We start from the raw sequence: 23,946 nt of genomic DNA, 5'->3' as shown, positions 1-23,946 counted from the left end.
GTAGCGTGCCCGGCATGGAAACGGTCCCGATCCAGATGCCGGACGGCAGCACGGTGCCGGTCCGGCTGATTCCGGCCTCGGGCGCGCACCGGCACCCGGTCACACCGGACGCCCCGCGTCCGGTGCTGGTGGTCGTGCCCGGCCTCGGGGTGCCCGGCGAGTACTACGACGGGTTCGCCCTCGGTCTGTCCCGGCGCGGTTTCGACGTGGCCATCGGCGAGTTGCGCGGCAACGGCGCGAGCACGCCGAAGCCGAGCGCCGCGAGCACCTACGGCTACCACGAGCTGGTCTCGGTCGACTTCCCGGCGATCTTCCAGGTGGTGCGCGACCGGTTCCCGGCGAGCACGCCGTACCTGCTCGGGCACAGCATGGGTGGTCAGCTCGCCGTGCTGTACGCCTCGCGGATCCGCGGGCGGCTCGGCGGGCTGATCCTGATCGCCTCCGGCACGCCGTATCACCGTGGCTACCGGGGACTTTCGGGTCCGGGCATGCTCGTCGGCACCGCGGCGGTCTCGTTGACCGCGAACCTGGCGGGCTTCTGGCCGGGCGACCGGATCTCGATGGGCTTCGGCAGGCAGTCCAAGGTGTTGATCTCGGACTGGGCCAGGCTCGCCCGCACCGGCCGGTTCGTGCCGGTCGGGGCCGATATCGACTACGAGGAGCGGATCGCCCGGCTGAAGCTGCCGGTGCTCTCGATCACCATGACCGGCGACGAGCTGACCCCGCCGGGCTCGGCCGAGCATCTGCTGGCGAAGCTGCCCAAGGCCGACGTGACCACCTGGCGCGCGCCGGAACCGTTGGGGCACAACGGCTGGATCCGCGATTACACCGGCACGGTCGATCAGATCGAGAAGTGGTTGCGCGATCGTCAGTGATGCCTGCGCGGTGTCTCGACATACCGGGCGAACCCGTCGAGCATCGCGTCGACCCCGATATCGAAGTGATCGGCCGGTGAAATGTCCTCGGCCGCATCGGGTTCCGCGCGCACCGCGGCGATGGTATAGCTGAGCAGGTGGCCGAGCACGTATTCGCGCAGGCACTTGGTCAGCTGTGTCGCGACGCGCGCCGGAAACCCGGCCCCCTGCAGGTGTTCCACCAGCCAGCTGCCGGTCTCCAGCGCGGACTCGTTGCGCACCGGCCGGGTCGCGAAGACCGGCACCGCATTCGGGTGCCGGCGCAGCGTGGAGCGCAACCGGTGGGTGTAGGCGCGCATGAGCTCGCGCCAAGGTTCCTGCCAGGGCAGCGAGGCCATGTCCAGCTCGTTGAACATGGTCGCGGCGACGGCGTCGAACAGGTCCTGCTGATCGGCGAAGTGCCGGTAGGCCGCCATCGGGTCGGCGCCGAGTGCGGCGCCGAGTTTGCGCATGGAGAAGCCGTCGACGCCGGTCTCGTCGATGAGCCGCAGCGCGACCACGGCGATGTGGTCGCGGTTCAGCGCGACCCGCCGCGACGGCTCGGCGCGGCTCGCGCTGCGGCGTATCGGCTTTCCGGCGGCGTTCTCGCCCTGCACGACTGCTCCTCCCGGGCCGGGTCTACGGCGTAGACGGTCCCACTACACCGTAGGCCCGGGTGGTCGAATCGGCCGCTATTTGCCGCGTTCGATCAGCATCTGCGTGAAGAACTCGTAGATCAGGCCGGCCTGGAAGGCGGACTGCTTGTTGTCCGCCGCGCCGCCGTGGCCGCCCTCGATGTTCTCGTGGTACCAGAATTCGTGCCCCTGCTCCTCGAGCAGCGCGGCCATCTTGCGGGCGTGACCGGGGTGCACGCGATCGTCGCGGGTGGAGGTGGTGAGCAGGATCGGCGGGTAGGCCACGTCCGCGCGGGCGTTCTGGTACGGCGAGTACTTGCTGATGTACTCCCATTCCTCGGGCTTGTCCGGGTCGCCGTACTCGGCGATCCAGGAGGCGCCCGCGAGCAGCAGGTGGTAGCGCTTCATGTCCAGCAGCGGTACCTGGCAGACGATCGCGCCGAACAGCTCCGGATAGCGGGTCAGCATCACGCCCATCAGCAGGCCGCCGTTGCTGCCGCCCACCGCGCCGAGCTGGTCGGCGGTCGTGATGCCGCGGGCGACAAGGTCTTTCGCGATCGCCGCGAAATCCTCGTACACCTTGTGCCGGTTCGCCTTCTGCACCGAGGTGTGCCACTGCGGACCGTATTCGCCGCCGCCGCGGATGTTCGTCATCACCCAGGTGCCGCCGCGTTCCAGCCAGCCCATGCCGGACGCGCCGCTGTAGGCGGGCGTACGGGAGACCTCGAAGCCGCCGTAGCCGGACATCACCGTCGGGCCGGGCACGCCCTTGCGGTCCCGATGCCGGATCACGAAGTACGGCACCGCGGTGCCGTCCGCAGAGGTCGCGAAGAACTGCTCGGTCTCGATGCCCTCGGCGTCGAAGAAGCCGGGCTCCTGTTTGAGCTGGGTGGTCTGCCCGCCGACCGAACTGGCCAGCAGCGTGGCGGGCGTGGTGAAACCACTGGTGGTCAGCATGAATTCGTCGCCGCCCTCGAGCGGGTCGAGATTCAGCACGCTGGTCGTCGCCATCGGCGGGGTGTCGGCCAGCGACTCCCGGCGCCAGCCGTCGGCGCCCGGCGTCACCACGTACAGCTTGGTCTGCACGTCTTCCAGGGTGATCAGCAGCAGGTGGTGCTCGGTCCAGCCGTAGCCGTGCAGCGAGGTGTGCGCGTCCGGTGTGAAGATCACCTCGAAATCCCTTGCCCCGGCGAGGAATTGCTCGAAGTCGGTGGCCAGCAGCGCGCCCGCGGGATAGCTCCGGCCGCCGACCTCCCACGGCGACTTCAACCGGACGAGCAGCCAGTCCTTGTACCAGGATTCGCTGGCGTCGGTCGGAGTATCCAGGAGAGTCAGCGCGCCGTCGGCGCCGACCAGGTACACCTCTTCGTTGAAGAAATCGGTGGCCCGGCCGACGAAATGCCGTTCGTAGCCAGGGGTTCGGTCGTAACCCGCCGAGACCGCGACGTCTTCGGCCGCGCCCTCGAACACGGTCTCCGCCGCCGCCAGCTCGGTACCGCGCCGCCAGCGCTTGGCGATGCGCGGATAGCCGGAGTCGGTGAGCGAGCCGGGACCGAAATCGGTGCCGATGTACACCGAATCCAGGTCGATCCAGCGCATCTCGGATTTCGCCTCGGGCAGGAAGAACCCCCCGTCTTCGGGGGCGATGAACACCCTTGCCGCGAGGTCGAATTCGCGCACCACCTTGGCGTCCGCGCCGCCGCGGGACAGGCTGATCAGTGCCCGGGACTGCTCGGGCCGCAGCACCGCGGCGCCGCCCCAGACCCAGTTCTCCTCCTCCGCGGCGGCCAGCGCGTCCAGGTCGATCAGCACGTCCCAGTCCGGCGACTCCTTGGCGTATTCGCCGAACGTCGTGCGCCGCCACAGGCCGCGCGGGTGCTCGGCATCGCGCCAGAAGTTGTAGAGCCAGCGGCCGCGCCGTCCCGGATAGGCGATCTTGGTGTCCGTATCGAGCATGTCCAGGATGCGGTGCTCGAGTTCGCTGAACCGGGCGGAGGAGGCGAATCGCTCGACGACGACGTCGTTGTGCGCCCGCGCCCAATCGAGGGCTCGCTCGTCGGTCACTTCTTCGAGCCAGAGGTAAGGATCGGTCACGTTCTGCTCAACGCCGCTCATCCCCACATTGTTGCCGAGCGTCGCGGATCGGCACGTGGGGGTTACCACAAGTGTGCTACATCCACCACGACGCGCGAGCCGTCACCGGGACCTTCGAGAGTGAACACCCGCACCGGCAAGCGGGCGCGCACACCGAGACCGACGGTGGTCTGGCCCTCGAACGAGCCGGCCCACGCGACCTGACGGAACGTGCGATAGCCGGTCACGTCGGCCAGCTCGGCTCGGTGCGCCGGCTGGTAGGTGGCGTGCCCCGCGTCGTTGTAGGCGGGCGCGAGCACGACGACGTTCAGGAACGCGCCGCCGCGCAGCGCTACCGGCGTACCCGATCCGTCCGCGCGGACCCGGTCGACGTAGCCGACCCGATACCCCGGCACCGGGCCGGCCAGGTCGATGACCAGCCGGTCGAAGCATTCGTGGCGGCCGGTGCGCAGGCCGGTGACCGGCGCGGTGGACATCGCGGGATTCGTTTTGTCGAGCGAACCCCACACCAGTCCGCAGTAGGAGGGAGTCGCGGTAGCCGCGCCGGGCACGATCCAGAGACCGGCGCACAGCGCGACGGAGGCGATCAGGAGAAACAAGCGACGCATGTCGCACCGCCTTCAGGCAGTAAGAATGGAGCACTCGGTGAATCGGGCGAATTGGACACGCTGTTACCGCGCGCGGCGCTGACCTGGGTCAAGGCGGATTGCACCGACTCGGCCCCAAGCGCCACCGTGGGTTTGCCCGTGGCCATGACCGCCGCGGCGCCGGCAGTAGGATCGCAGCTCCGAGGCCGGTCCGATCAGGAGGTTCGCGGTTGCCGCACTTTCTCTGGGAGCAGCACTGCTGTCTGCCGCTGCTGCCGTCGGCGCGGATCGCGGATCTGGCGCGCTATCCGTCCGGTTCGTATCTGTCGGTGAACGTCGGCTATTCGGCGCAGTCGACCGCTGATTCGCTGGCACTGATCCGGCAGTTCCGCGCGGAAGCGGCCGCCGACGGCCGATTCCGGTTGGTGCACAAGCACTCTGACATCGGCGACCCGGAAACCCGCGCGCTGGCCTTCGATCTGGAGGACTCGGGCCCGCTCGGCGGTGACCTGGACAACGTGGCGCGGTTCTACGAGTTGGGTGTGCGTTCGCTGCTGCCCACCTACAACCATGCCAACGCGGCCGGGTGCGGGTGTCTCGACACCGAGGACACCGGGCTCACCGCCTACGGCCGAGATCTGGTGCGCGCGCTCAACGACACCGGCATGTTCGTCGACGGTTCGCACTGTTCCCGGCGCACCGCGCTGGATCTGGCCACGCATTCGCAGGCGCCGGTGATCTACAGCCACTCCAATTTCGCCGCGCTGTGGGAGCATCCGCGCAATATCACCGACGAGCAGGCGAAGGCCTGTGCCGCCACCGGCGGGGTGATCGGACTGAACGGCGTCGGAATCTTTCTGGGACACAACGGGATCGATGCGGCGGGCGCGCGGATCGAAGCGCTGGCCGACCAGGTCGAGCACGGTGCCGCACTGGTCGGCATCGAGCACATCGGGATCGGATCGGACTATTCCTTCGACGCCGCGGATTTCAACGACATGCTCGCGCAGCATCCCGAGGCGTTCTCCGAGTCCTACACGAAATGGGGTCCGCTGCAGTGGGTTCCGCCGGAGGACCTGCTCGGCCTGGGTACGGTGCCCGGCCTGGACGAGGTACTCGCCCGGCGCGGCTTCAGCGCCGCCGATCGTGCGGCGGTGTTCGGTGGCAACTTCTCCCGCGTCGCGGCACAGGTCTGGCGGGACTAGTCGCGAGCGCGGGACCAGCCGGAAGCGCAGTCCCGAAACAGGTGTGGCGCGACCATACCGGTCGCGCCACGTAACCCGTTCGCGCTCAGCCAAGCCGCACCAGCATCTTGCCGGTGTTGGCGCCGGACAGCACGCCGAGGAAGGCGGCCGGGGCCTGCTCCAGTCCCTCGTAGACGGTTTCGGTGGTGCGCAGGGTGCCGTCGGCCAGCCAGCCCGCGGCCTTGCCGATGTACTCGCCGAAGATCGGGAAGTAGCTGTTGACCAGCATGCCGCGCAGCGAAACCTCCTTGGTGGCAGCCTTGTACAGGTCCGGACCCGGCGCGTCGGTGCTGCCGTTGTATCCGCTGATCGCACCGACCAGTGCGATCCGGCCCTTCGGCCGCATCGCCTCGACCGCGACGCGCAGGTGTTCGCCGCCCACGCTGTCGAGGTAGACGTCGATGCCCTCGGGCGCCGCCGCGGCCAGCTGCCCGGCCAGGTCACCGGCCCGGTAGTCGAGCGCGGCGTCGAAGCCGAATTCGTCGAGCAGCAACCGGGTCTTGGCCGGGCCGCCCGCGGAGCCGATCACCTTCGCCGCGCCGAGCGCCCGGGCGATCTGGCCCGCGACACTGCCGACCGCGCCTGCGGCGGCCGAGATGAACACGGTGTCACCGGGATTCACCTGCGCCACATCGGTGAGCGCGGCGTACGCGGTGAGACCGGTGGTGCCGAGGGCGCCGAGGTAGTGGTGGTCGGCCGCGAGCGTGGGGTCGATCGGGGTGGCCACGGCCGCGTCCAGTACGGCGTACTCTCGCCAGCCCGCGAAGTGGGACACGGTGCTGCCCACCGGAATTCCCGGGGCCGTGGAGGCGACGACCTCGCCGACCGCGGATCCTTCCAAAGCCTCGCCCAGCTGGAACGGCGCGATGTAGGACGGCCGGTCGTCCATCCGGCCCCGCATGTACGGGTCCACCGACATCCAGGTGTTGCGCACCAGGATCTGTCCCTCGGCCAGCGCCGGAATCGGCTGGTCCACCAGCGCGAAATTCGCGGCGGTCGGTGCGCCGGTCGGTCGCGCCGCCAACTGGATCTCGCGCGAGGTCCGCGGCAGGTTGATCTGGGTGGTGCCGGTGGCCTCGGTGGTCTGCGTGCTCATTGCTCTGCCTCTGCTTCGGTGACTCTCGCGGACCCCTTCGATCCGGTACGGCCAACGCTATGAGCTGCGCGTCTTCGGCCCCAGGTCCGCACACGCCACGCACCGGTCCAAATGCGACAGGTCGGGGATCAGCCGGTTGTGAGGCGCGACGGGGAGGTGCCGCTCCAGCGGTGCACTGCTTTGCGCAGCGCCCGATCGTCGGTGAAGCCGAGCCGGTCGGCGACCGCCGCGGTGGTCAGATGTCCTTCGGCCAGTAGCGCTTTCGCCTGTTCGTAGCGGACCCGGTCGTATTCGGCTCGCCAGCTGGTGCCGTGTTCGGCGAGCTGCCGCTGCAGAGTGCGCGGACTGACCGCGAGGCGCCGGGCGACGGTCGTGAGCGCCGCGTCACCGGCCGTGAGGGCGGCGCCCAGCGCGACGCGGAAGGCTTCCAGCGGACCGGGGATGGTGCGCGCGGTGGCCAGAACCAGGTCGGCGTGGCTGCGCAGCAGCTCGGCCAACATCGGGTCGGCGCGCGGTAGTGCGGCGGTGGCGTCGGCGGCGGTGAAAGTGATGGTGTCGGCGGGCGCGTCGAACTCGATGCGGTGCGTGCCGAAGGCTTCCACCAGCACGGCGTGGTCGGCCGGCGCGGCGCGGCTGAAGGCGACCCGCTCGGGCACCACCGGCCTGCCGGTGGCTTCGCGAGCGCGCCGCAGGTAGTAGGCGAGCACGTACTCGTTGACGGCCGCCACCACCGCCGGATCGCCCGCGGTGGTGCGGAAGCCGACGGTGAGCGCGCCGTCGTGGGTGAGGTCGAAGCCTTCGGCGGCCGCGGTCACCAACCGGTGATACGGCTGTGCGGCGAGCAGCGCGTCGGTGAGCGTCGGCCCGTTCGTGACGAGATAGTCCCAGGTGGTGAGCGTGCCGAGCGGCGCGGCGGCGACCACCGCGAGCCCGGCCCCCGGCTCCGGATGGGCCTGCGCGAGCAGCTCCCACAGCCGGATCAGCGAGTGCAGCGGTATGCGATTGAGCTCGCCCGACAGCGCCGCGTCGTCGACCCCGTGGATCGCCGCGAGCCGGTCCGCGCCGACGCCGAACCGCAGCGCGGTGTCGCGGACCAGCCGGATCAGATGTGTCGAGGCCGTGCCGTCGATCGGCGAGGCCGGGGGCAGCGCCGGGTGGTTGCCCGGCGAACCCGCTGCCGGTTCGCCGACGGTGAACCGGCGGTCGGTGGCCGACTCCGGCGTGATCTCGTCCGCCGATCGTCCCGCTGCCACCGGGCAACACTAGCGAGCCGGACCGCTCGGTCTCGATCCGATCCGCTCCGCGACCGCCGGGATGTGGCCCACGGCGCATTGTTGTGGGGGACCGGTGGGCCAACTCGCGGCGACAGAGTTAGGCTCGGTGGCGTGACTTCCCATTACGACGTTGTCGTTCTCGGTGCCGGTCCTGGCGGTTACGTCGCCGCCATCCGCGCGGCACAGTTAGGCCTCCGTACCGCGATCGTCGAGCAAAAGTACTGGGGCGGTGTGTGCCTGAACGTCGGCTGCATCCCTTCCAAGGCGCTGCTGCGTAACGCCGAACTCGCACACATCTTCACCAAGGAAGCCAAGACCTTCGGGATCTCGGGCGAGGTGGACTTCGACTTCGGTGTGGCGTTCGATCGCAGCCGCAAGGTGGCGGACGGCCGGGTCAAGGGCGTCCACTTCCTGATGAAGAAGAACAAGATCGACGAGTTCGACGGCAAGGGCACCTTCACCGACGCGAACACCCTGTCGGTCGAGCTGTCGAAGGGCGGCACCGAGACCGTCACGTTCGACAACGTGATCATCGCGACCGGCACCGTCACCAAGCTGCTGCCGGGCACCCAGCTCAGCGCCAACGTGGTCACCTACGAGGAGCAGATCCTCACCCGCGACCTGCCCGGCTCGATCCTGATCGTCGGCGCGGGCGCCATCGGCATGGAGTTCGCCTACGTCCTGAAGAACTACGGCGTGGACGTGCGCATCGTCGAGTTCCTCGACCGCGCGCTGCCGAACGAGGACGCCGACGTCTCCAAGGAGATCACCAAGCAGTACAAGAAGCTCGGCATCACCATCACCACCGGTGCGGCCGTGCAGTCCATCGATGACGACGGCTCGAAGGTCACCGTCTCGATCAAGGACAACAAGTCCGGCAACGTGGAGACGGTCACCGTCGACAAGGTGCTGCAGGCCGTCGGCTTCGCGCCCCGGGTCGAGGGCTACGGCCTCGAGGCGGCGGGTGTGCAGCTCACCGACCGCGGCGCCATCGCGATCGACGACTACATGCGCACCAATGTGGATCACATCTACGCCATCGGCGATGTCACCGCCAAGCTGCAGCTCGCGCACGTCGCGGAGGCGCAGGGCGTGGTCGCGGCCGAGACCATCGCGGGCGCGGACACCGTCACCCTGGGCGATTACCGGATGATGCCGCGCGCCACCTTCTGTCAGCCGCAGGTCGCCAGCTTCGGCCTGACCGAACAGCAGGCCCGCGACGAGGGCTACGACGTGAAGGTCGCGACCTTCCCGTTCACCGCCAACGGCAAGGCGCACGGCCTCGCCGATCCGACCGGTTTCGTCAAGCTCGTCGCCGACAGCAAGTACGGCGAACTGCTCGGCGGCCACCTGATCGGCCCGGACGTCTCGGAGTTGCTGCCCGAGCTGACCCTGGCGCAGAAGTGGGATCTCACGGTCAACGAGCTGACCCGCAACGTGCACACGCACCCGACGCTCAGCGAAGCCCTGCAGGAGGCCTTCCACGGCCTCGCCGGGCACATGATCAACTTCTGAGCCGCGCCCGGAAGCGGTGGCGTCCTGCGGGACGCCACCGCTTTTGCGTGCCACGGCCCCTTGCGTGACATCGTCGGCAAGTCCGTGCGCGCCAAGCGAAATCGTGCGCCGCGCTCTGGTGGACCTCCCGCGGGTTTGCTAGACAGCAATGATGCGGAAGTGGCTCATCGGTGGTGCGCTGGTCCTTGTCGTGCTGCTGGTACTGGCGGTCGGCGGGTACTACTTGATGAACTCGCGCAGTTTCCAATTGGCCGGGCGGTTGGTGAACCGGGTCGACACTGCCGACAAAGTAGTGGCGCTGACCCTGGACGACGGCCCGACCGAACGCACCCCCGAGGTACTGAAAACCCTTGCGGACGCCCAGATTCCGGCCACCTTCTATCTGGTGGGCGGCGACCTCGCGGCCCGTCCCGACTACGGCAGGGCGATCGCCGCGGCCGGCCACGAGATCGGCAACCACAGCTACCACCACCGCCGCATGGTCTTCACCTCCGCCGATACCGTCCGCGACGAGATCGAGCGCACCGACGCCGAAATCGCGAAAACCGGCTACCAGGGCGAGGTCACGTTCCGGCCGCCGTACGGCAAGAAGCTCTGGTCGCTGCCGAAGTACCTGTCCGATCACGACCGCACGACGGTGACCTGGGATGTGGAACCGGCCACGGGAGAAGCCGACACCAGCGACGGGATCGCCGCGCAGACGGTGCGCGAGGTGCGGCCCGGCTCGATCATCATCCTGCACGTCATGCATCGGTGGGCGGGTCCGGCGCTGGCTGCCATACCGCGCATCGTCAGCGAACTCCGTGCCGCGGGTTATCGATTCGTCACGGTCTCGGAGCTGCTGCGGCACTGATCAGAGCATGCCGTACGCGTGCGTCGGGGTGAGCAGGGCGAGCGCGCGGCGATCCGCGACCATGGCCCGGCGGTAGTCGTCCCAGTCGGGATGTTCGCCATTGGCGGCGCGGTAGTAGTCGACCAGGGCCTCCACCGTCTCGTCGTGCGGGTCGGCGGCCACGGGCGTCACCGAGGCGATGGCCTCGACGACGGCGTAGGCGAAGAAGTCCTCGCGGGTCACGTGGATGGCGGCCCACGGCTCGCGGACCAGATTGTGGTACTTGGCGCGGTCGGCGGTGAGCGAGATCCGGATGCGGCCGTCCGAGCCGATCACGTGCAGCACGTTGGACAGCTGCGGCCGGCCGTTGCGGCGAATCGTGGTCAGCACCGACCTGCGGTGGTTGCGGGCGAAGTCGACTGCTTGGGCGAGTTCCATACCGGTAGCAACCGGCGGTGATCCAGGTCTCTTCCCCGGCTCACTGACGGTGGTAGGCCGCCTGCGCCTCGTGCACCCGTGGCATGTTCTGCTCGACCACCAGGATCAGGGCCTCCAGCCGGTCCGCGACGTCGGCGCCGAGCTCGGTGAGCGTGTATTCCACTCGCGGCGGGATGGTTTCGTGCACCTCCCGATGCACCATGCCGTCGCGCTCGAGCGCCTGCAGGGTCTGCGACAGCATGCGCTCGCTGACGCCCTCGACGCGGCGGCGCAGCGCGCTGAACCGGTACGGTCCGTCGCGCAGCGCGACCAGCGCGAGGATGCCCCAGCGACTCGCCACATTCTGCAAAACCGGCCGTGACGTGCAGTTCTTCGCGAAAACGTCGGCTTCGAGGGTCGGATCGTCCAGTTCCGGCGACTCGGTGCGCGCCATCTCGCCGGAAAATCCTGTGCTCATGAACCCAATAGTACCCAACGCGCGGATAGTGGTGTATGAATGTGTAGTACTTACTATTAGTTAGCACTAACAACTCGTACGTATCTCTGGAGGTAAGTCATGACCGTTGCCGTCACCGGTGCCAGCGGGCACCTGGGCCGTCTCGTCGTCGAGTCCCTGCTCCGCGCGGGCGTCGCGCCGATCATCGCGATCGTGCGTGACCCGCAGCGGGTGGCCGATCTGGCCGAACAGGGCGTGCAGGTGCGCGCGGCGAGCTACGACGATGCCGAGGCGCTCGACCGCGCGCTGGCCGGCGTCGAGCGGGTGCTGCTCGTCTCCGGCAACGAATTCGGCGCCCGAGTAGCCCAGCACACCAATGTCATTCGTGCCGCAGAGCGGGCGGGCGTGCAACTGCTCGCCTACACCAGCCATTCCGCTGGGCGCCGACAACCCGCTCATCCTGGCGCAGGAGCATATCGGCACGGAGGCGGTGCTCGCCGAATCGACTGTCCCGCACGCGATTCTGCGCAACAGCTGGTACTGGGAAAACTATCTGGGCGGCCTCGCGCACACCGTCGAATCGGGTGTGCTGCACGGCGCGGCGGGCACGGGCCGGGTCTCGGGCGCGGCCCGTGCCGACTATGCCGAGGCGGCCGCGAAGGTGCTCACCACCGAGGGGCACGAGGGGCAGGTCTACGAACTCGGCGGGGACGAGCACCTCACCTATGCCGAACTGGCCCAGGTGATTTCGCAGGCTGCGGGTAAGCCGGTCCGCTACGAGAATCTCACCGAAGCGCAGTACCTCGCCGCCCTGGTGCAGGCGGGCATACCCGAGCAGCACGCGAAGGTGCTCGCCGACGCGGATTCCGGTATCACCGCGGGTGTGCTCGATGTCACCAGCGGTCATTTGCAGAAGCTGCTCGGGCGGTCCTTGACCCCCGCGGTCGAGGTCTTCCGCGCCGCGCTCGCCTGATCAAGGCGTTCTTTTCGCCACTGTCGCAGCGGCATTCGGCCTCGGGCGGTGAGCTCTCCGGAGGGAGGGCTCACCGCCCGCGCTATGCGCTCATACCCATTGCACGAGTTGCAGGATGATGCCGTTCGGGTCGCGCATCTGGAAGTAGCGCTCGCCCCATTCCTCGGTCTCGATCGGCGTCGCGATCGGCACGCCCTCGCCTTGCAGCCGGGCGTACTCGGCGTCGATGTCGTCCACCTCGAACACGACGAGCAGCCCTTCGCCCGCGCTGCCCGCGATGCTCGCCGGTTTGAACGATTTCAGGCCGGTGCGCAGGTAGATGACGTTCAGGCCGGCGTCGGGTCGCTCCAGGGAGACGAAGCCGTCGGCGGACATCTTCTCGGTGAACCCGAGGTGCTCGATGAGGAATTCCGCCGAAGTGCGCGGGTCGGCGACGTTGAGGGAGATGGCGGAAGCGGTGATGTGCAAGGGGTCCTCCTCGGGCTCACGATTAACTCTATACTAAGTACGTTGTACTTTGTAGAAGAATTCCCGGCGGGTCGCACTATGACCCGCGTCACGCCGATACGATCGAACCGACCAGGGCGAGGAGGCAGGGTGGCAGACGGCGCGACACGAGGCCGCGGCAAGCAGGACCGCAGCAGCGCAGGCGATCCCGTGCGCACGCTGGAGCTGCTGTGGCGGGTGCCCGGGACGCCGGTGCGCGGTCCGAAACAGCGCAGCAGCGTCGATGCCGTGGTCGACGCGGCCATCACGATCGCCGACACCGCGGGTATCGAGGCGCTCACCATGCGCGCGGTCGCGACCGAACTCGGCATGACGCCGATGGCGACCTACACCTATGTGCCCGGCAAGGCCGAACTACTCGACCTCATGGTCGACCAGGTCTATGGCGCGATGGCACGGCCGGACCTGACCGAATTGCCTTGGCGCGCAAGGGTCACCGCGATAGCGGACGAGAATCGCGCACTGCTCACCCGGCATCCGTGGCTGGCCTATCTGCCCACCACCCGGCCGCCGCTGGGCCCCGGCCAAGCCGCCAAATACGACCACGAACTGCGCGCCTTCGAGGGACTCGGCCTCGACGACGTCACGATGGACGCCTCGCTCACCTTCGTCCTCGGCTTCGTGAACTCCGTGGCGCGCATCGCGATCGACACCGCCCGCGCCGCCGCCGACAGCGACATGTCCGACCCCCAGTGGTGGGATCGCGTCGCCCCCGTCCTCGCCCAACTCGTCGACCCGTCCCGCTACCCGGTGGGTTCCCGCGTCGGCACCACCGCAGGCCAAGCCCACGACTCCGCCTACAGCGCCGACCACGCCTACGATTTCGGTCTTGCCCGCATCCTCGACAGCCTCGCCCCACTCATCGAAAACCGCTGACGGCAAACGTTTCCTGCCTCGGCGGCCGAAGGGTTCAGACTCCGTCGCGTTGGATGCGGAGGGCGGTAATGGTGGCGGCGAGGCCTTCGTATTGGTTTGTGAGGAGGACGATTTCGATGAGGCTGCGTTCGTCGTAGTGGGTGGCGAGGGCGGACCAGTGGGTGTCGTCGAGGTCGCGGGTTTGCACCAGCTGGTCGACGGCGGCGATTAAGGCGCGGTGCTTGTCGGACCAGCCAGGGGCGTCCGGGCCGGTGCGCAGCCGGTCCAGGATCTCCGAAGTCACGCCCGCTTTTTTGCCGAGGCGGATGTGGTGGTCCATTTCGTACTCGCACGCACGCAGGTGTGCGACCCGGATGATCACCAGCTCCGATTCGTGCCGGGGCAGCCTGCCGCCCGGCATGAGCTTGCCCGAATAGTGCAGCCAGCCGCGAAACAGCCCCTTGGTGCGGCCGAGGGTGCTGAACAGGTGCGCGTCTTCGGTGCCCGCGGCCCGGGACAGGGCCCGCCAGACCACCCAGTTGACCGGCCCGAGTTCCCGTAGCCGTCCGGGCGAAATACGTGGTCGCAGCGCTGAAACCATGGTCGGTCGGCACCTCCGCGTGATCGGTGAGCGGCCGCGCGGTGCCCGGCCGATGCGTCAGCCTACCGGCGAGTTCGCCGCGGATCGAGGTCTGCGCGCCCCGGCCGGACGGGTTCGGTGCCGAATTGCCCGCGCACCCTGGGGATTACCCGGTTACGATCGGATTCGTGGGCAGCTGGGCAGCGTGTGGGGGGCAGCCGCAGCGCGCCGTGCCTTCGACCGCGGGCCGTCGGCGCAGTGTATGCGGCGGCGCGCGGCAGTAGCCCGGAAGACGCGGAGAGGCGGACGAGCTCGACATGCTGGTGAGGGTCAGGCCCGGGGCGCAGCTCTCCGGTGCCGAACAAGAGTTCGTCGAATGCCTGCGGTCCTATCCGTCGCCCGCCCTCGCGATGGTCGATCTACAGGTCGCCGAGCGGCAGATCGACGCGGTGGTCTGGACGCCGCGCGGGCTCACCGTGCTCGAGGTCAGAGGCTTCCAGCGCAGGCAGAGCGGCATTCTCAGTATCTCCGCCGACGGTCCGTGGAAGATCAGCGACGCCGACGCCGACCTGGACGAACAGCCAGGCCGCCCGTCCGACCGGCTGGAGAACGGCATGGTCGCGGTGAAGCACACGCTGGAGCGGGCGCTGCTCGACGCGGGACACGTTTGCGGCGCCGTGGTTTTGGTGCCGTTCCGCGGCGCGGTGGTCCGGCCGTCGCGCACCAATCTGCGCCCCGGCCTCGACGTGGTGGTCGGCAATGTCTCCGACGCCACCGAACTGCGCATCTATCTCGAAGGTTTCTCCGCCGGGCCGCGGCGCTGGACCGCCGACCGGGTGATCGGCGACTGCAACGCGCTCGGCCTCGGCGAGCTCACTCCGTCGCGCGCGGAACTGATCGACGCGGGCTTCGAACAGGTGGCCCAGGAATCGCCGAGCGTCATCGCGCGCCCACCCAAGCCGCGGGTCGAGCCGACTCCGGGTGTCGCGACCAAGCGACAGTCGTACGCGGGGTGGGGCGTCGTCGCGCTGGCGCTCGCCGGGATGGTCGTCGTGCTCGGCGTGATCGCGAACTCGCTGGTGCACGACTCGTCGCACCCGCAGACCGAGACCAGCACCACGAGCCCGACGCCGTCCCCGCCGCCGCATCGCCCGACGTCGTGCTACCCGTTCCAGCCGGACTGCTGATCCGGCCGACTCCGCGCGATCGCACCGGAAGCCGCTGGTGACTTCCGTTGTGGTTACCGTCTGGTGAACCCTTGGGCACCTGCACCGTGCTTACGGTTGCGTAGCGTCGCCGCGGTACGGCACGCTGCGTTTGTACAACGTCAGAACGGCCGAACCGTGGGAGGACCGTCGTGGGTCACTACAAGGCGAACGTGCGAGACATCGAGTTCAACCTGTTCGAGGTGTTCGGGCTGGACAAACTCCTCGACACCGGTGCTTACGGTGATCTGGACTCCGACACCGTGCGCGAGATCCTGGCCGAGGTGAAGCGGCTGGCCGAGGGGCCGATCGCGGAATCCTTCGCGGCCGCCGATCGCGATCCGGTGGTCTTCGATCCGGCCACCCATTCCATCTCGGTGCCGGACGCGCTGCGCAAGACCGTCACGGCCGTGCACGAGGCCGACTGGAGCAGGCTCGGGCTGCCCGAGGGCATGGGCGGCACGCCCGCGCCCGCCGCGGTGGTCTGGGCGGTGCAGGAGATGATCAACTGCGCCAACCCGTCGGCGAGCTTCTTCAACATGGGCCCGGTGATGGCCTCGGTGCTCTACAACGTCGGCACCGAACAGCAGCAGCACTGGGCCACCACCGGATACGAGCGCGGGTGGCAGGGCACCATGGTGCTCACCGAGCCGGACGCCGGCTCCGACGTCGGCGCGGGTCGCACCAAGGCGATCGAGCAACCCGACGGCACCTGGCATATCGAGGGTGTCAAGCGGTTCATCTCCGGCGGCGACGTCGGCGACACCGCCGAGAACGTCTTCCACCTGGTTCTCGCCCGTCCGGAAGGGGCGGGTCCGGGCACCAAGGGCCTGTCGCTGTTCTACGTGCCGAAGTTCCTGTTCGATCCCGAGACGCTCGAGCTCGGCTCCCGTAACGGCGTGTACGCGACCAATGTCGAACACAAGATGGGCCTGAAGTCCTCGCCCACCTGCGAGCTCACCTTCGGCGGCGACGTGCCCGCGGTCGGCTGGCTGGTCGGCGACGTGCACAACGGCATCGCGCAGATGTTCCAGGTGATCGAGAACGCGCGCATGATGGTCGGCATCAAGTCCTCCGGCACGCTGTCCACCGGTTACCTGAACGCGCTCGACTACGCCAAGCAGCGCGTCCAGGGTGCGGATCTCACTCAGATGACCGACAAGGCCGCGCCGCGCGTGACCATCACCCACCACCCGGACGTGCGGCGCTCGCTGGCCCTGCAGAAGGCCTACGCCGAAGGCTTGCGCGCGGTCTACCTGTACACCGCCGCGCATCAGAACGCCGATGTGGCCCAGCTGGTTTCGGGTGCGGACGCCGAATTGGCGCACCGGGTCGATGATCTGCTGCTGCCGATCGTCAAGGGTGTCGGTTCCGAGCGCGCCTACCAGTATCTGACCGAATCGCTGCAGACCTTCGGTGGCTCGGGTTTTCTCCAGGACTATCCGATCGAGCAGTACATCCGGGACGCGAAGATCGACTCGCTGTACGAGGGCACCACCGCCATCCAGGCGCAGGACTTCTTCTTCCGCAAGATCATTCGGGACAAGGGTGTGGCGATCGGTCACGTCACCGGTCAGATCGCGGCCTTCCTCGACACCAAGAGCGGGCGCTTCGACACCGAACGTGAGCTGCTGCGTACGGCTTTGGCGGACGTGCAGGCGATGGCGGCCACGCTCACCGGCTATCTGATGGCGGGACAGCAGGATCCGGCCGAGCTCTACAAGGTCGGCCTCGGCTCGGTGCGCTTCCTGCTCTCGGTCGGCGACCTGCTCATCGGCTGGCGGCTGCTGGTGCAGGCCGAGATCGCGGCGGCCGCGCTGGCCGCCGAGGCGTCGGCGAAGGATCGGCCGTTCTATACCGGAAAGGTCGGTGCGGCAAGCTTCTTCGCCAAGAACGTGCTTCCGCAGCTCACGGCGAACAAGGCGATCATCGCCGCGATCGACAACGACATCATGAAGCTGGACGAAGCGGCCTTCTAGGCCATCGTCGACCGGATCGGCCGCATGCCCGAAAGGGTATGCGGCCGATCGCTTTCGCCGGCGTTCGTGCTCAGTCGGCGAGCAACTTCAGCACGACGGGCCGCGACAGCGTGCCCGATACCCGGCGGGCGAGTTGGTTGGCGCTCGCACCCGTCGCGTGGGCGTCGCGGAGCGCGGCGGCCAGCTCGTCGCGCGCGGCTTCCGCGGCGGCTTGGGCGGCGCGCAGGCGTTGTGCGGCGCGGTCGACCGCGGCGTCGGGATCGAGGGTGGTGTCGGGATCGGGTTCGGGGGCATCGCCCCTTTCCTCGGTGGTCAACGCATTGACTGGTTCGGCGGCGGGCTCGCGCCGCTGATAGGCGCGCGGGAAGTTCTGCATCGCCGCGCGGGCGAACTCCTGCATGAACTCGCGGGTCGCGTCCCGGTCCTCGGCCGCGTCGCCGAGCAGCAGCCGGGTGGTCTGCGGCACCGCGAGACTCCAGTTGGACATGCCGCAGAGCGCGAGCAGCAGGTGCCCGGCGAAGCGGGCGTCGACGCCGAATTGGTCGATGGCCCTGTCGAATTTCTGCTCGTAGTGCTGGGCCCGCCACCCGTCGATGTCGTGCGCGTCCACCCCGCGGTGCAGGCCCTCCCAGAGCAGCAGGCGCAGCAGTTGCGGGTTGTGGTTGTGGTAGTCGAACAGCTTCGCGACGTAGCGGCCGGGGTCGGTCTCGGTCAACGGCTGGACCACGTCCAGGAATTCCCGCATCGTGTCGATCAGGATGACGTCGAACAGCTTGTCCTTGCTGCCGAACAGGCCGTAGATGCGTTCCTTGTTCACCCCGGCCGCCTCCGCGATGCGGTCGACCCGCGCCCCGGCCAGGCCGTATTCGGCGAATTCGTCGCGGGCGGCGCGCAGCAATGCCTGCTTGGTCGCGTCGCTGCGCTTCATCGTTGCCGTCATGGTACCGACTTTACCAGCCCATTAAACCAACTATTTGGTTGACATCGTGGCGGCCGCGGTCCTAATGTCGTCCGCATGGCAACGCAGACACTTCTCGCGGCCGGTGCCCCGGCCACCGCGCCCACCCGCAGCGCCCCATCGCGCGCTCACACGGCGCGCACCCTGCCTGTTTTCGTGCTGTCCGCCTTGCTCGCGACCGGACAGATGTATGTCCCGATTCCCCTGTTCACCGCTATGAAAGCGGACTGGAACGTCGGCTCGGGCGTGATGACCTGGATCATCAGCGCGTTCGCCTTCGGTTACGCGGGCGGGTTCGTGCTGTTCGGCCCGCTCTCGGATCGCTACGGCCACCGCAAGGTGCTGATGACCGGCATGCTCGTCGCCGCGGTGGTCACACTGTTGACCGGTTTGGCGTTCAGTGCGCCGGTGGCGGTCGCGCTGCGCGTCGTCCAGGGCCTGGTGGTCGGCTCGATTCCGCCCGCGATCATGGCCTATGTCGCCACCCGCATCACGCCCGCGCACCGCGCGGTGGTGACCATGTCCATCGCCACCTCGTTCCTGGCGGCGACCGTGATCGCGCAGATCGTCTCGCAGGCGGTGGTCGCCTCCTTCCCGTGGCGCTCCGTATTCATCGCCTCCGCAGTCGTTTTCGCGGTGCTCGCGGTCGCGTTGCGCAAGGTGATGCTCGAGGACGCCCCCACCGGGCGCGACCTGCCGCTGCGGCACAGCTACGCCGCGATCCCCGCGGTGTTCCGGCTGCTGCCCCTGGTCCCGATGCTGGTCGCGGGGGCGATGAGCATGGCGGTGATGGTCGGCATCTACACCGGACTCGAACTCACCGGCGTGGTCGAGAGTTCCGGTGAACTGCTCACGTTGCGGGCGGGCGCACTGCCGGTGATGCTGTTGCTGCCGTTGCTCGCGGTGCCGCTGGCGCGCCTGTCCAAGCACAGCCAGATCGTGCTCGGCGTGCTGGTCGCCGCCGCCGCGATGGTCGCGGCCACCTTCGAGGGCAGCCACCTCGCCGTGCTGACCGTGTTGCTCGCCGTGATGGTCGGCGGCCTCGGCGTGATCGCGCCGGCCGTCCTGCAGAGCGCGGGCGAACTCGGCGGCGAATCCCGGGCCGCCGCGATGTCGGTCGCCATGTTCAGCTTCTATGTCGGCGCCACGGTGGGGCCGCTGGTGGCCGCGGCCGCCGCGCCGCACGGGTTCGCCGCGCTGGCCTGGACGCTGGCCGCCCTGCTGGTCGCGGCGCTGGGCATGACGGTGATCGGCCTGCTGCTGCAGCGCCGCGTGCAGGCGAAGGCGGCGTTCCTCGCCTGATCGTCGAAAACACAAGGCCGGCATCGCGATCCAGCGGTGCCGGCCTTGTCGTGCGCCTACTTGAGCACGTAGGGCGAGACCGAGCTGCGGTGCTCGCTGATGTCGAGGACCTTGCCCAGCGGCGGGAACGCGCGCTGCGGGCAGTTGGTGCGATCGCAGACGCGACAGCCCGCGCCGATGGGGGTGGGCTGGACCTCGTCGAGATCGATGCCGTCGGCGTAGATCACCCGGCCCGCGTGGCGCAGTTCGCAGCCGAGACCGATGGCGAAGGTCTTGCTCGGCTGGCCGTAGCGGGTGGCGCGGCGCTCCACCGTGCGGGCCACCCACAGGTACTTGCGGCCGTCGGGCATCTGCGCGATCTGGGTCATGATCTTGCCGGGGTAGGCGAAGGTCTCGTAGACGTTCCAGAGCGGACAGGTGCCACCGCTGGCGGAAAAGTGGAAACCGGTGGCGGACTGGCGTTTCGACATGTTGCCCGCCCGATCGACCCGGACGAAGGAGAACGGCACCCCGCGCAGTTTCGGTCGTTGCAGGGTCGAGAGCCGGTGGCAGATGGTTTCGTAGCTCTGGGTGAAGAACGCGGACAGCCGCTCGATGTCGTACCGGAAATCCTCCGCGACCTCGTGAAAATGCGTGTACGGCAACACGGTTGCCGCGGCGAAATAGTTCGCCAGCCCGAGCATCGCCAGCTTCTTGGTGTCCTCGGAGGCGAAATTGCCTTCCTCGACCAGCTTTTCGAGCAGTCCACCGCATTCGAAATAGGCGAGCTCGGCGGCCAGTTTGAAGGTGCGCTGCCCGCCGGACAGGTGCGGCGCGATCTCCAGTCGCTGCGTCTGCTCGTCGTAGCGGTGCAGCACGCCCTCGCCGAGGTCGATCCGCTCGACGATCCGCACGTCGTGCGCGCGCAGGATCCGGGCCACCTCGCTGTGCACGTCGCCGCCGTGGAAGCGGATGCGCGCGGTGAGTTCCTCTGCGGCGGTATCCAATTCGTGGATGTAGTTCTGCCGCTGATAGAAGTAGTCGCGCACCTCCTCGTGCGGCTTGCTGATCGTCGCGCTGCCCGAGCCGTCGGCGAACCGGTCCTCGGTGGCGGCGGCCAGCTGGGCGGAGGTGTTGCGGTAGCGGTTGTGCATGTTGACCAGGGCGCGCGCCATGCTGGGATGCGCGGACACCATATCGGCGATCTCCTGGGTGTCGGCCTCGATGCCCAGCTCCTGGTCCATCACGACCTCCTGGAGTTCGGCGATGAGCCGGGTGTCGTCCTGGGAGGAGAAGAAGGTCGCGTCGACGCCGAACACCTCGCTGATCCGCAGCAGCACCGGCACGGTGAGCGGACGCACGTCGTGTTCGATCTGATTGAGGTAGCTGGCCGAGATCTCCAGCTTCTGGGCAAGCGAGACCTGGCTCAGTCCCCGTTCGGTGCGCAGCTGGCGTAGCCGCGCCCCGACGTAAGTCTTGGCCATTCGTCCAGTTTATGGCCGATTTCGCAACCCTGCCAATGGGGAATTAACAGCAGAGCTGAGCGATTTGTCACAGCGAGGCGCTACCGTCGTCGGGTGTTGTTCTCGCATGTCGTCCAGGCTTCGGAGACGGTTCGCGCGACCAGGTCACGGAAAACGAAGATCGCCGCCTTCGCCGAGTTGCTGACCGCCGCCGCGCCGGACGAACTCGCGCCCGTCGTCGCGTGGGTCTCCGGTGAGCTACGCCAGGGCCGTATCGGCACCGGCTGGCGCACCCTGGCCGGGCTGGACACGCCCCCGGCTCCCGTTGCGACGCTGACGGTTTCGGCCGTCGACACGGCGCTGAGCGAGGTGGCCGAGACCTCGGGCACCGGTTCCACCGCGCGCCGTAAGGAACTGCTGGTGGCGCTGTGGACCGCAGCGACGGCGGAGGAGCAGGCCTTTCTGCTGCGGCTGCTGACCGGTGAGCTGCGCCAGGGCGCGCTCGCCGCGATCGTCAGCGAGGCCGTCGCGGTGGCCGCGGCGGTGCCGGTGGAGCTGGTGCGGCGGGCCTACATGCTGTCGGGCCGGCTGCCGGTCACCGCGCTCGCCGCATTGACCGGCGGGGTGGCGGCGCTCCGCGAATTCCGCCTGGAGGTGGGCCGCCCGATCCAGCCGATGCTGGCCGCACCGGGGGCCTCGCTCGACGAGGCCCTGACCGAATTCGACGGCAAGGTGAGCGCCGAGATCAAGATGGACGGCGCGCGCATCCAGGTGCATCGCACTGGGCCGCGGGTGTGGGTGTTCACCAGGACGCTGCGGGATATCACGGCCGGGGTGCCGGAATTGGTGGACCTGGTCCGCGGACTCGACTGCGACAGCGTCGTGCTGGACGGCGAGACGCTGGCGCTCGACGATTCGGGCCGGCCCCGCCCGTTCCAGGAGACGATGAGCCGCTTCGCCGAAGTGAGTTCGACCCGGGAACTGCTGCTGCATCCGTATTTCTTCGACTGCCTGCACCTGGACGGTCAGGATCTGCTCGACGCGCCGCTGTCCGAGCGCCGCGCCGCGCTCACGAAAGTGGCCGGGGAACACAGCATTCCCGCGCTGCTCGAGCCGGACGCGGAGGCGGCCGCCGAGTACTTCGACGGCGCGCTCGCCGCGGGCCACGAGGGCGTGATGATCAAATCCCTGGCCGCGCCGTACGCGGCGGGGCGGCGGGGCCGCGCCTGGCAGAAGATCAAGCCGACGCACACCCTGGACCTGCTCGTGCTCGGCGCCGAATGGGGCTACGGCCGCCGCACCGGGTATCTGTCGAACCTGCACCTGGGCGCCCGCGATCCGCTCACCGGCGAACCGGTGATGGTCGGCAAGACCTTCAAGGGACTCACCGACGCGCTCTTGCAGTGGCAGACAGCGGAATTCCCGCGGCACGAGCGCACCCGCGACGAACACACCGTCTACCTGTATCCGGAACTGGTCGTGGAGATCGCCCTGGACGGGGTCCAGGTCAGTCCGCGCTACCCCGGCGGCGTGGCGCTGCGTTTCGCGCGGGTCGTCCGTTATCGGCCCGACAAAGAGGCCCGCGACGCCGACACCATCGACACCGTGCGCGCGCTGCTGCCCTGAACGGCAGTGCGCCTTCGGCGATTCGGCGCACAGCCGCGCCGACGCGATGCGAAGATGGCGCTGCCACTGCAAATAAGGGCTCCTCAGGGGCGTGGGGTGCGAGCCAGAATGCAGTGGGTTCGGCGGGATGCTGCTTCGGGATCGGGGATGACGGTTGGGTTCGATGGTGTGGCGGCTGCGCGCGCTGGCGCTGGCCGCGGTCGTGGCGGTGAGCGCGGTGCTCGGCACCCTCGCGCACGCGAATCCGATCGATGATCTGCTCTTTCCCTCCAAAGACATCGCCGAGGTCATGCCGACACCGCTGGGCGATCCGTTCTACGTCCCGCCGGCCGGCTTCGAATCCCGGGCTCCGGGCACGGTTCTCGCGTCCCGTCCCGGCGGCACCGGCGTCACGGGTGTCCCGTTGACCTCCACCGAGCTGCTGCTCCGGTCGAACGACGCGAAGGATCAGCCGGTGCCCGTGGTCGCCACCCTGCTGATGCCGACGACGCCGTGGACCGGTCCGGGCCCGCGGCCACTGGTCACGCTGAATCCGGCGATCGATTCGCTCGGGCACCAGTGCGCGCCGTCGTACGAGCTGCGGATGGTGTCGAGCAAGTTGTGGATGGCGCAGATCCCGCTGTCCAAAGGTTTCGCGGTGCTGGTGCCCGATCATCAGGGGCCGCGGCAGGCGTACGCGGCGGGTCTGATGGCCGGGCACGCGGTGCTCGACGCGATCCGCGCCGCGGTGCGCACCCCCGAACTCGGCCTGGAACCCGCCGCGCCGACCGCGATCACCGGCTACTCCGGCGGCGCCATCGCCTCCGCCTGGGCCGCTCAGCTGGCGCCGCGCTACGCGCCGGAGCTGAATCTCGTCGGTGTCGCGTTCGGCGGGGTGCCCGCCGATTTCGAGATGCTGATCCACACCATGAACGGGCGCGACGCCGCCTCCGGGGTCTTCCTCGCCGCGACGCTGGGCCTGGCGCGCGAGTATCCGGAGATGCTCGACCTGATGAACGACAACGGCTGGCGCCTGGCGCGGGTGGGCCGGGACTTCTGCATGGCCGCCGAAGAGTTCGTCGGCCTGGTCGCGCCGATTCCGGTGCAGGCGCTCACCGATGTGCCCGCGCCGACCGAGGTCCCCTTCATCCGCGAGATCTTGGCGCAGAACCGGCTCGGCGCGCTGCCACCGACCATTCCGGTGTTCATGTATCACGGCGGAAACGAATGGTGGGTGCCGCTGGCCGGTGCCGAGAACCTGTATCGGGACTGGTGCCGCGGCGGCACGCAGGTGGATTTCCAGGTATATCTCGGTGAACATTTCATCGTCAGCACCAGCGGTATTCCTGGTGCATATGCCTGGATCGAGGACCGCGTCGCGGGCAAGCCGATGGCGCCGGGGTGCACCCGATTCGGCTGATGGACGGGAGAATCCGAGCCGATAGAGGACAGGATCCAACTTAACGCACAGCCGACGCGCGGTTAACCGCAACCAC

At 68.6% G+C, this 23,946-nt stretch carries 21 protein-coding genes and 1 pseudogene; 11 read left to right on the top strand and 11 right to left on the bottom strand.

The window, feature by feature from the left end; all coding sequences use genetic code 11:
- Nucleotides 1–14 precede the first annotated feature (14 nt).
- Nucleotides 15–875: an alpha/beta fold hydrolase gene (locus tag O3I_RS39650; protein ID WP_014988700.1), complete on the top strand. Its 861-nt coding sequence runs from the start codon at nt 15–17 to the stop codon at nt 873–875.
- Here the strand turns inward: O3I_RS39650 and O3I_RS43240 are convergent.
- The 3 genes from O3I_RS43240 to O3I_RS39635 form a co-directional block, all read right to left on the bottom strand.
- Nucleotides 869–1,510 carry a TetR/AcrR family transcriptional regulator C-terminal domain-containing protein gene (locus O3I_RS43240; protein WP_014988699.1) on the bottom strand — a complete coding sequence of 214 codons (642 nt, stop codon included), beginning with the start codon at nt 1,508–1,510 and terminating at the stop codon, nt 869–871. The two genes, O3I_RS39650 and O3I_RS43240, sit on opposite strands and share 7 nt — an antisense overlap.
- Before the next feature lie 75 nt (nt 1,511–1,585).
- Nucleotides 1,586–3,643: a prolyl oligopeptidase family serine peptidase gene (locus O3I_RS39640; protein ID WP_014988698.1), complete on the bottom strand. Its 2,058-nt coding sequence runs from the start codon at nt 3,641–3,643 to the stop codon at nt 1,586–1,588.
- Nucleotides 3,644–3,684: 41 nt separating this feature from the next.
- Nucleotides 3,685–4,230 (bottom strand): AMIN-like domain-containing (lipo)protein, encoded by a 546-nt coding sequence (locus tag O3I_RS39635; RefSeq protein WP_014988697.1) that lies wholly within the window; start codon nt 4,228–4,230, stop codon nt 3,685–3,687.
- A 209-nt stretch (nt 4,231–4,439) separates the two neighbouring features.
- On the opposite strand from O3I_RS39635, the gene O3I_RS39630 reads away from it, so the two are divergent.
- On the top strand, nt 4,440–5,414 hold the full coding sequence (locus O3I_RS39630; protein WP_014988696.1) for a dipeptidase: 975 nt from the start codon (nt 4,440–4,442) through the stop codon (nt 5,412–5,414).
- An 85-nt stretch (nt 5,415–5,499) separates the two neighbouring features.
- On the opposite strand, the gene O3I_RS39625 is transcribed toward O3I_RS39630, so the two are convergent.
- The gene (locus O3I_RS39625; protein ID WP_014988695.1) at nt 5,500–6,549 is read right to left on the bottom strand and encodes an NADP-dependent oxidoreductase; all 1,050 of its coding nucleotides are present in this window, start codon (nt 6,547–6,549) and stop codon (nt 5,500–5,502) included.
- Nucleotides 6,550–6,677: 128 nt separating this feature from the next.
- Nucleotides 6,678–7,802, bottom strand: coding sequence for an AraC family transcriptional regulator (locus tag O3I_RS39620; protein ID WP_014988694.1), 1,125 nt, complete (start codon nt 7,800–7,802; stop codon nt 6,678–6,680).
- 132 nt (nt 7,803–7,934) lie between these two features.
- On the opposite strand from O3I_RS39620, the gene lpdA reads away from it, so the two are divergent.
- Together lpdA and O3I_RS39610 are read left to right on the top strand one after the other, a co-directional pair.
- Nucleotides 7,935–9,338, top strand: a complete 1,404-nt coding sequence (gene lpdA, locus O3I_RS39615; RefSeq protein WP_014988693.1) for a dihydrolipoyl dehydrogenase — start codon at nt 7,935–7,937, stop codon at nt 9,336–9,338.
- 148 nt (nt 9,339–9,486) lie between these two features.
- Nucleotides 9,487–10,191 carry a polysaccharide deacetylase family protein gene (locus tag O3I_RS39610; RefSeq protein WP_014988692.1) on the top strand — a complete coding sequence of 235 codons (705 nt, stop codon included), beginning with the start codon at nt 9,487–9,489 and terminating at the stop codon, nt 10,189–10,191.
- Here O3I_RS39610 and O3I_RS39605 read toward each other — a convergent pair whose 3' ends face one another.
- Together O3I_RS39605 and O3I_RS39600 are read right to left on the bottom strand one after the other, a co-directional pair.
- On the bottom strand, nt 10,192–10,608 hold the full coding sequence (locus O3I_RS39605; RefSeq protein WP_014988691.1) for a PPOX class F420-dependent oxidoreductase: 417 nt from the start codon (nt 10,606–10,608) through the stop codon (nt 10,192–10,194).
- A gap of 40 nt (nt 10,609–10,648) precedes the next feature.
- Nucleotides 10,649–11,065, bottom strand: a complete 417-nt coding sequence (locus O3I_RS39600; protein WP_237748208.1) for a winged helix-turn-helix transcriptional regulator — start codon at nt 11,063–11,065, stop codon at nt 10,649–10,651.
- Between the two features lie 99 nt (nt 11,066–11,164).
- Between O3I_RS39600 and O3I_RS39595 the strand changes: the two are divergent.
- Nucleotides 11,165–12,017 (top strand): annotated as a pseudogene (locus O3I_RS39595) (SDR family oxidoreductase).
- A 90-nt stretch (nt 12,018–12,107) separates the two neighbouring features.
- On the opposite strand, the gene O3I_RS39590 reads toward O3I_RS39595, so the two are convergent.
- A complete protein-coding gene (locus tag O3I_RS39590) occupies nt 12,108–12,485 on the bottom strand; it encodes a VOC family protein (protein ID WP_014988687.1) in 378 nt (125 codons plus the stop codon).
- 129 nt (nt 12,486–12,614) lie between these two features.
- Between O3I_RS39590 and O3I_RS39585 the strand changes: the two genes are divergently transcribed.
- Nucleotides 12,615–13,400: a TetR/AcrR family transcriptional regulator gene (locus tag O3I_RS39585; protein WP_014988686.1), complete on the top strand. Its 786-nt coding sequence runs from the start codon at nt 12,615–12,617 to the stop codon at nt 13,398–13,400.
- A 34-nt stretch (nt 13,401–13,434) separates the two neighbouring features.
- Here the strand turns inward: O3I_RS39585 and O3I_RS39580 are convergent, their stop codons facing one another.
- Nucleotides 13,435–13,968, bottom strand: a complete 534-nt coding sequence (locus tag O3I_RS39580) for a carboxymuconolactone decarboxylase family protein (protein ID WP_081594365.1) — start codon at nt 13,966–13,968, stop codon at nt 13,435–13,437.
- Nucleotides 13,969–14,276: 308 nt separating this feature from the next.
- Here O3I_RS39580 and O3I_RS39575 point away from each other — a divergent pair, with 308 nt between their 5' ends.
- Both O3I_RS39575 and O3I_RS39570 read left to right on the top strand, forming a co-directional pair.
- On the top strand, nt 14,277–15,146 hold the full coding sequence (locus tag O3I_RS39575) for an NERD domain-containing protein (protein WP_014988684.1): 870 nt from the start codon (nt 14,277–14,279) through the stop codon (nt 15,144–15,146).
- A gap of 170 nt (nt 15,147–15,316) precedes the next feature.
- Nucleotides 15,317–17,143 carry an acyl-CoA dehydrogenase gene (locus tag O3I_RS39570; protein ID WP_014988683.1) on the top strand — a complete coding sequence of 609 codons (1,827 nt, stop codon included), beginning with the start codon at nt 15,317–15,319 and terminating at the stop codon, nt 17,141–17,143.
- Between the two features lie 70 nt (nt 17,144–17,213).
- Here O3I_RS39570 and O3I_RS39565 read toward each other — a convergent pair whose 3' ends face one another.
- The gene (locus O3I_RS39565) at nt 17,214–18,083 is read right to left on the bottom strand and encodes a TetR/AcrR family transcriptional regulator (RefSeq protein ID WP_202804908.1); all 870 of its coding nucleotides are present in this window, start codon (nt 18,081–18,083) and stop codon (nt 17,214–17,216) included.
- Between the two features lie 75 nt (nt 18,084–18,158).
- Between O3I_RS39565 and O3I_RS39560 the strand changes: the two genes are divergently transcribed.
- Nucleotides 18,159–19,403: an MFS transporter gene (locus O3I_RS39560; RefSeq protein WP_014988681.1), complete on the top strand. Its 1,245-nt coding sequence runs from the start codon at nt 18,159–18,161 to the stop codon at nt 19,401–19,403.
- A 56-nt stretch (nt 19,404–19,459) separates the two neighbouring features.
- Here O3I_RS39560 and ramB read toward each other — a convergent pair whose 3' ends face one another.
- On the bottom strand, nt 19,460–20,866 hold the full coding sequence (ramB, locus tag O3I_RS39555; RefSeq protein ID WP_014988680.1) for an acetate metabolism transcriptional regulator RamB: 1,407 nt from the start codon (nt 20,864–20,866) through the stop codon (nt 19,460–19,462).
- 93 nt (nt 20,867–20,959) lie between these two features.
- Here ramB and O3I_RS39550 point away from each other — a divergent pair, with 93 nt between their 5' ends.
- Both O3I_RS39550 and O3I_RS39545 read left to right on the top strand, forming a co-directional pair.
- Nucleotides 20,960–22,471 carry an ATP-dependent DNA ligase gene (locus O3I_RS39550; protein ID WP_014988679.1) on the top strand — a complete coding sequence of 504 codons (1,512 nt, stop codon included), beginning with the start codon at nt 20,960–20,962 and terminating at the stop codon, nt 22,469–22,471.
- Nucleotides 22,472–22,634: 163 nt separating this feature from the next.
- The gene (locus O3I_RS39545; RefSeq protein WP_014988678.1) at nt 22,635–23,870 is read left to right on the top strand and encodes a lipase family protein; all 1,236 of its coding nucleotides are present in this window, start codon (nt 22,635–22,637) and stop codon (nt 23,868–23,870) included.
- Nucleotides 23,871–23,946 lie beyond the last annotated feature (76 nt).

The organism is Nocardia brasiliensis ATCC 700358, from assembly GCF_000250675.2.
Classification (GTDB): Bacteria; Actinomycetota; Actinomycetes; order Mycobacteriales; family Mycobacteriaceae; genus Nocardia; species Nocardia brasiliensis_B.
This window is presented reverse-complemented; position numbering and strand designations above follow the sequence as displayed.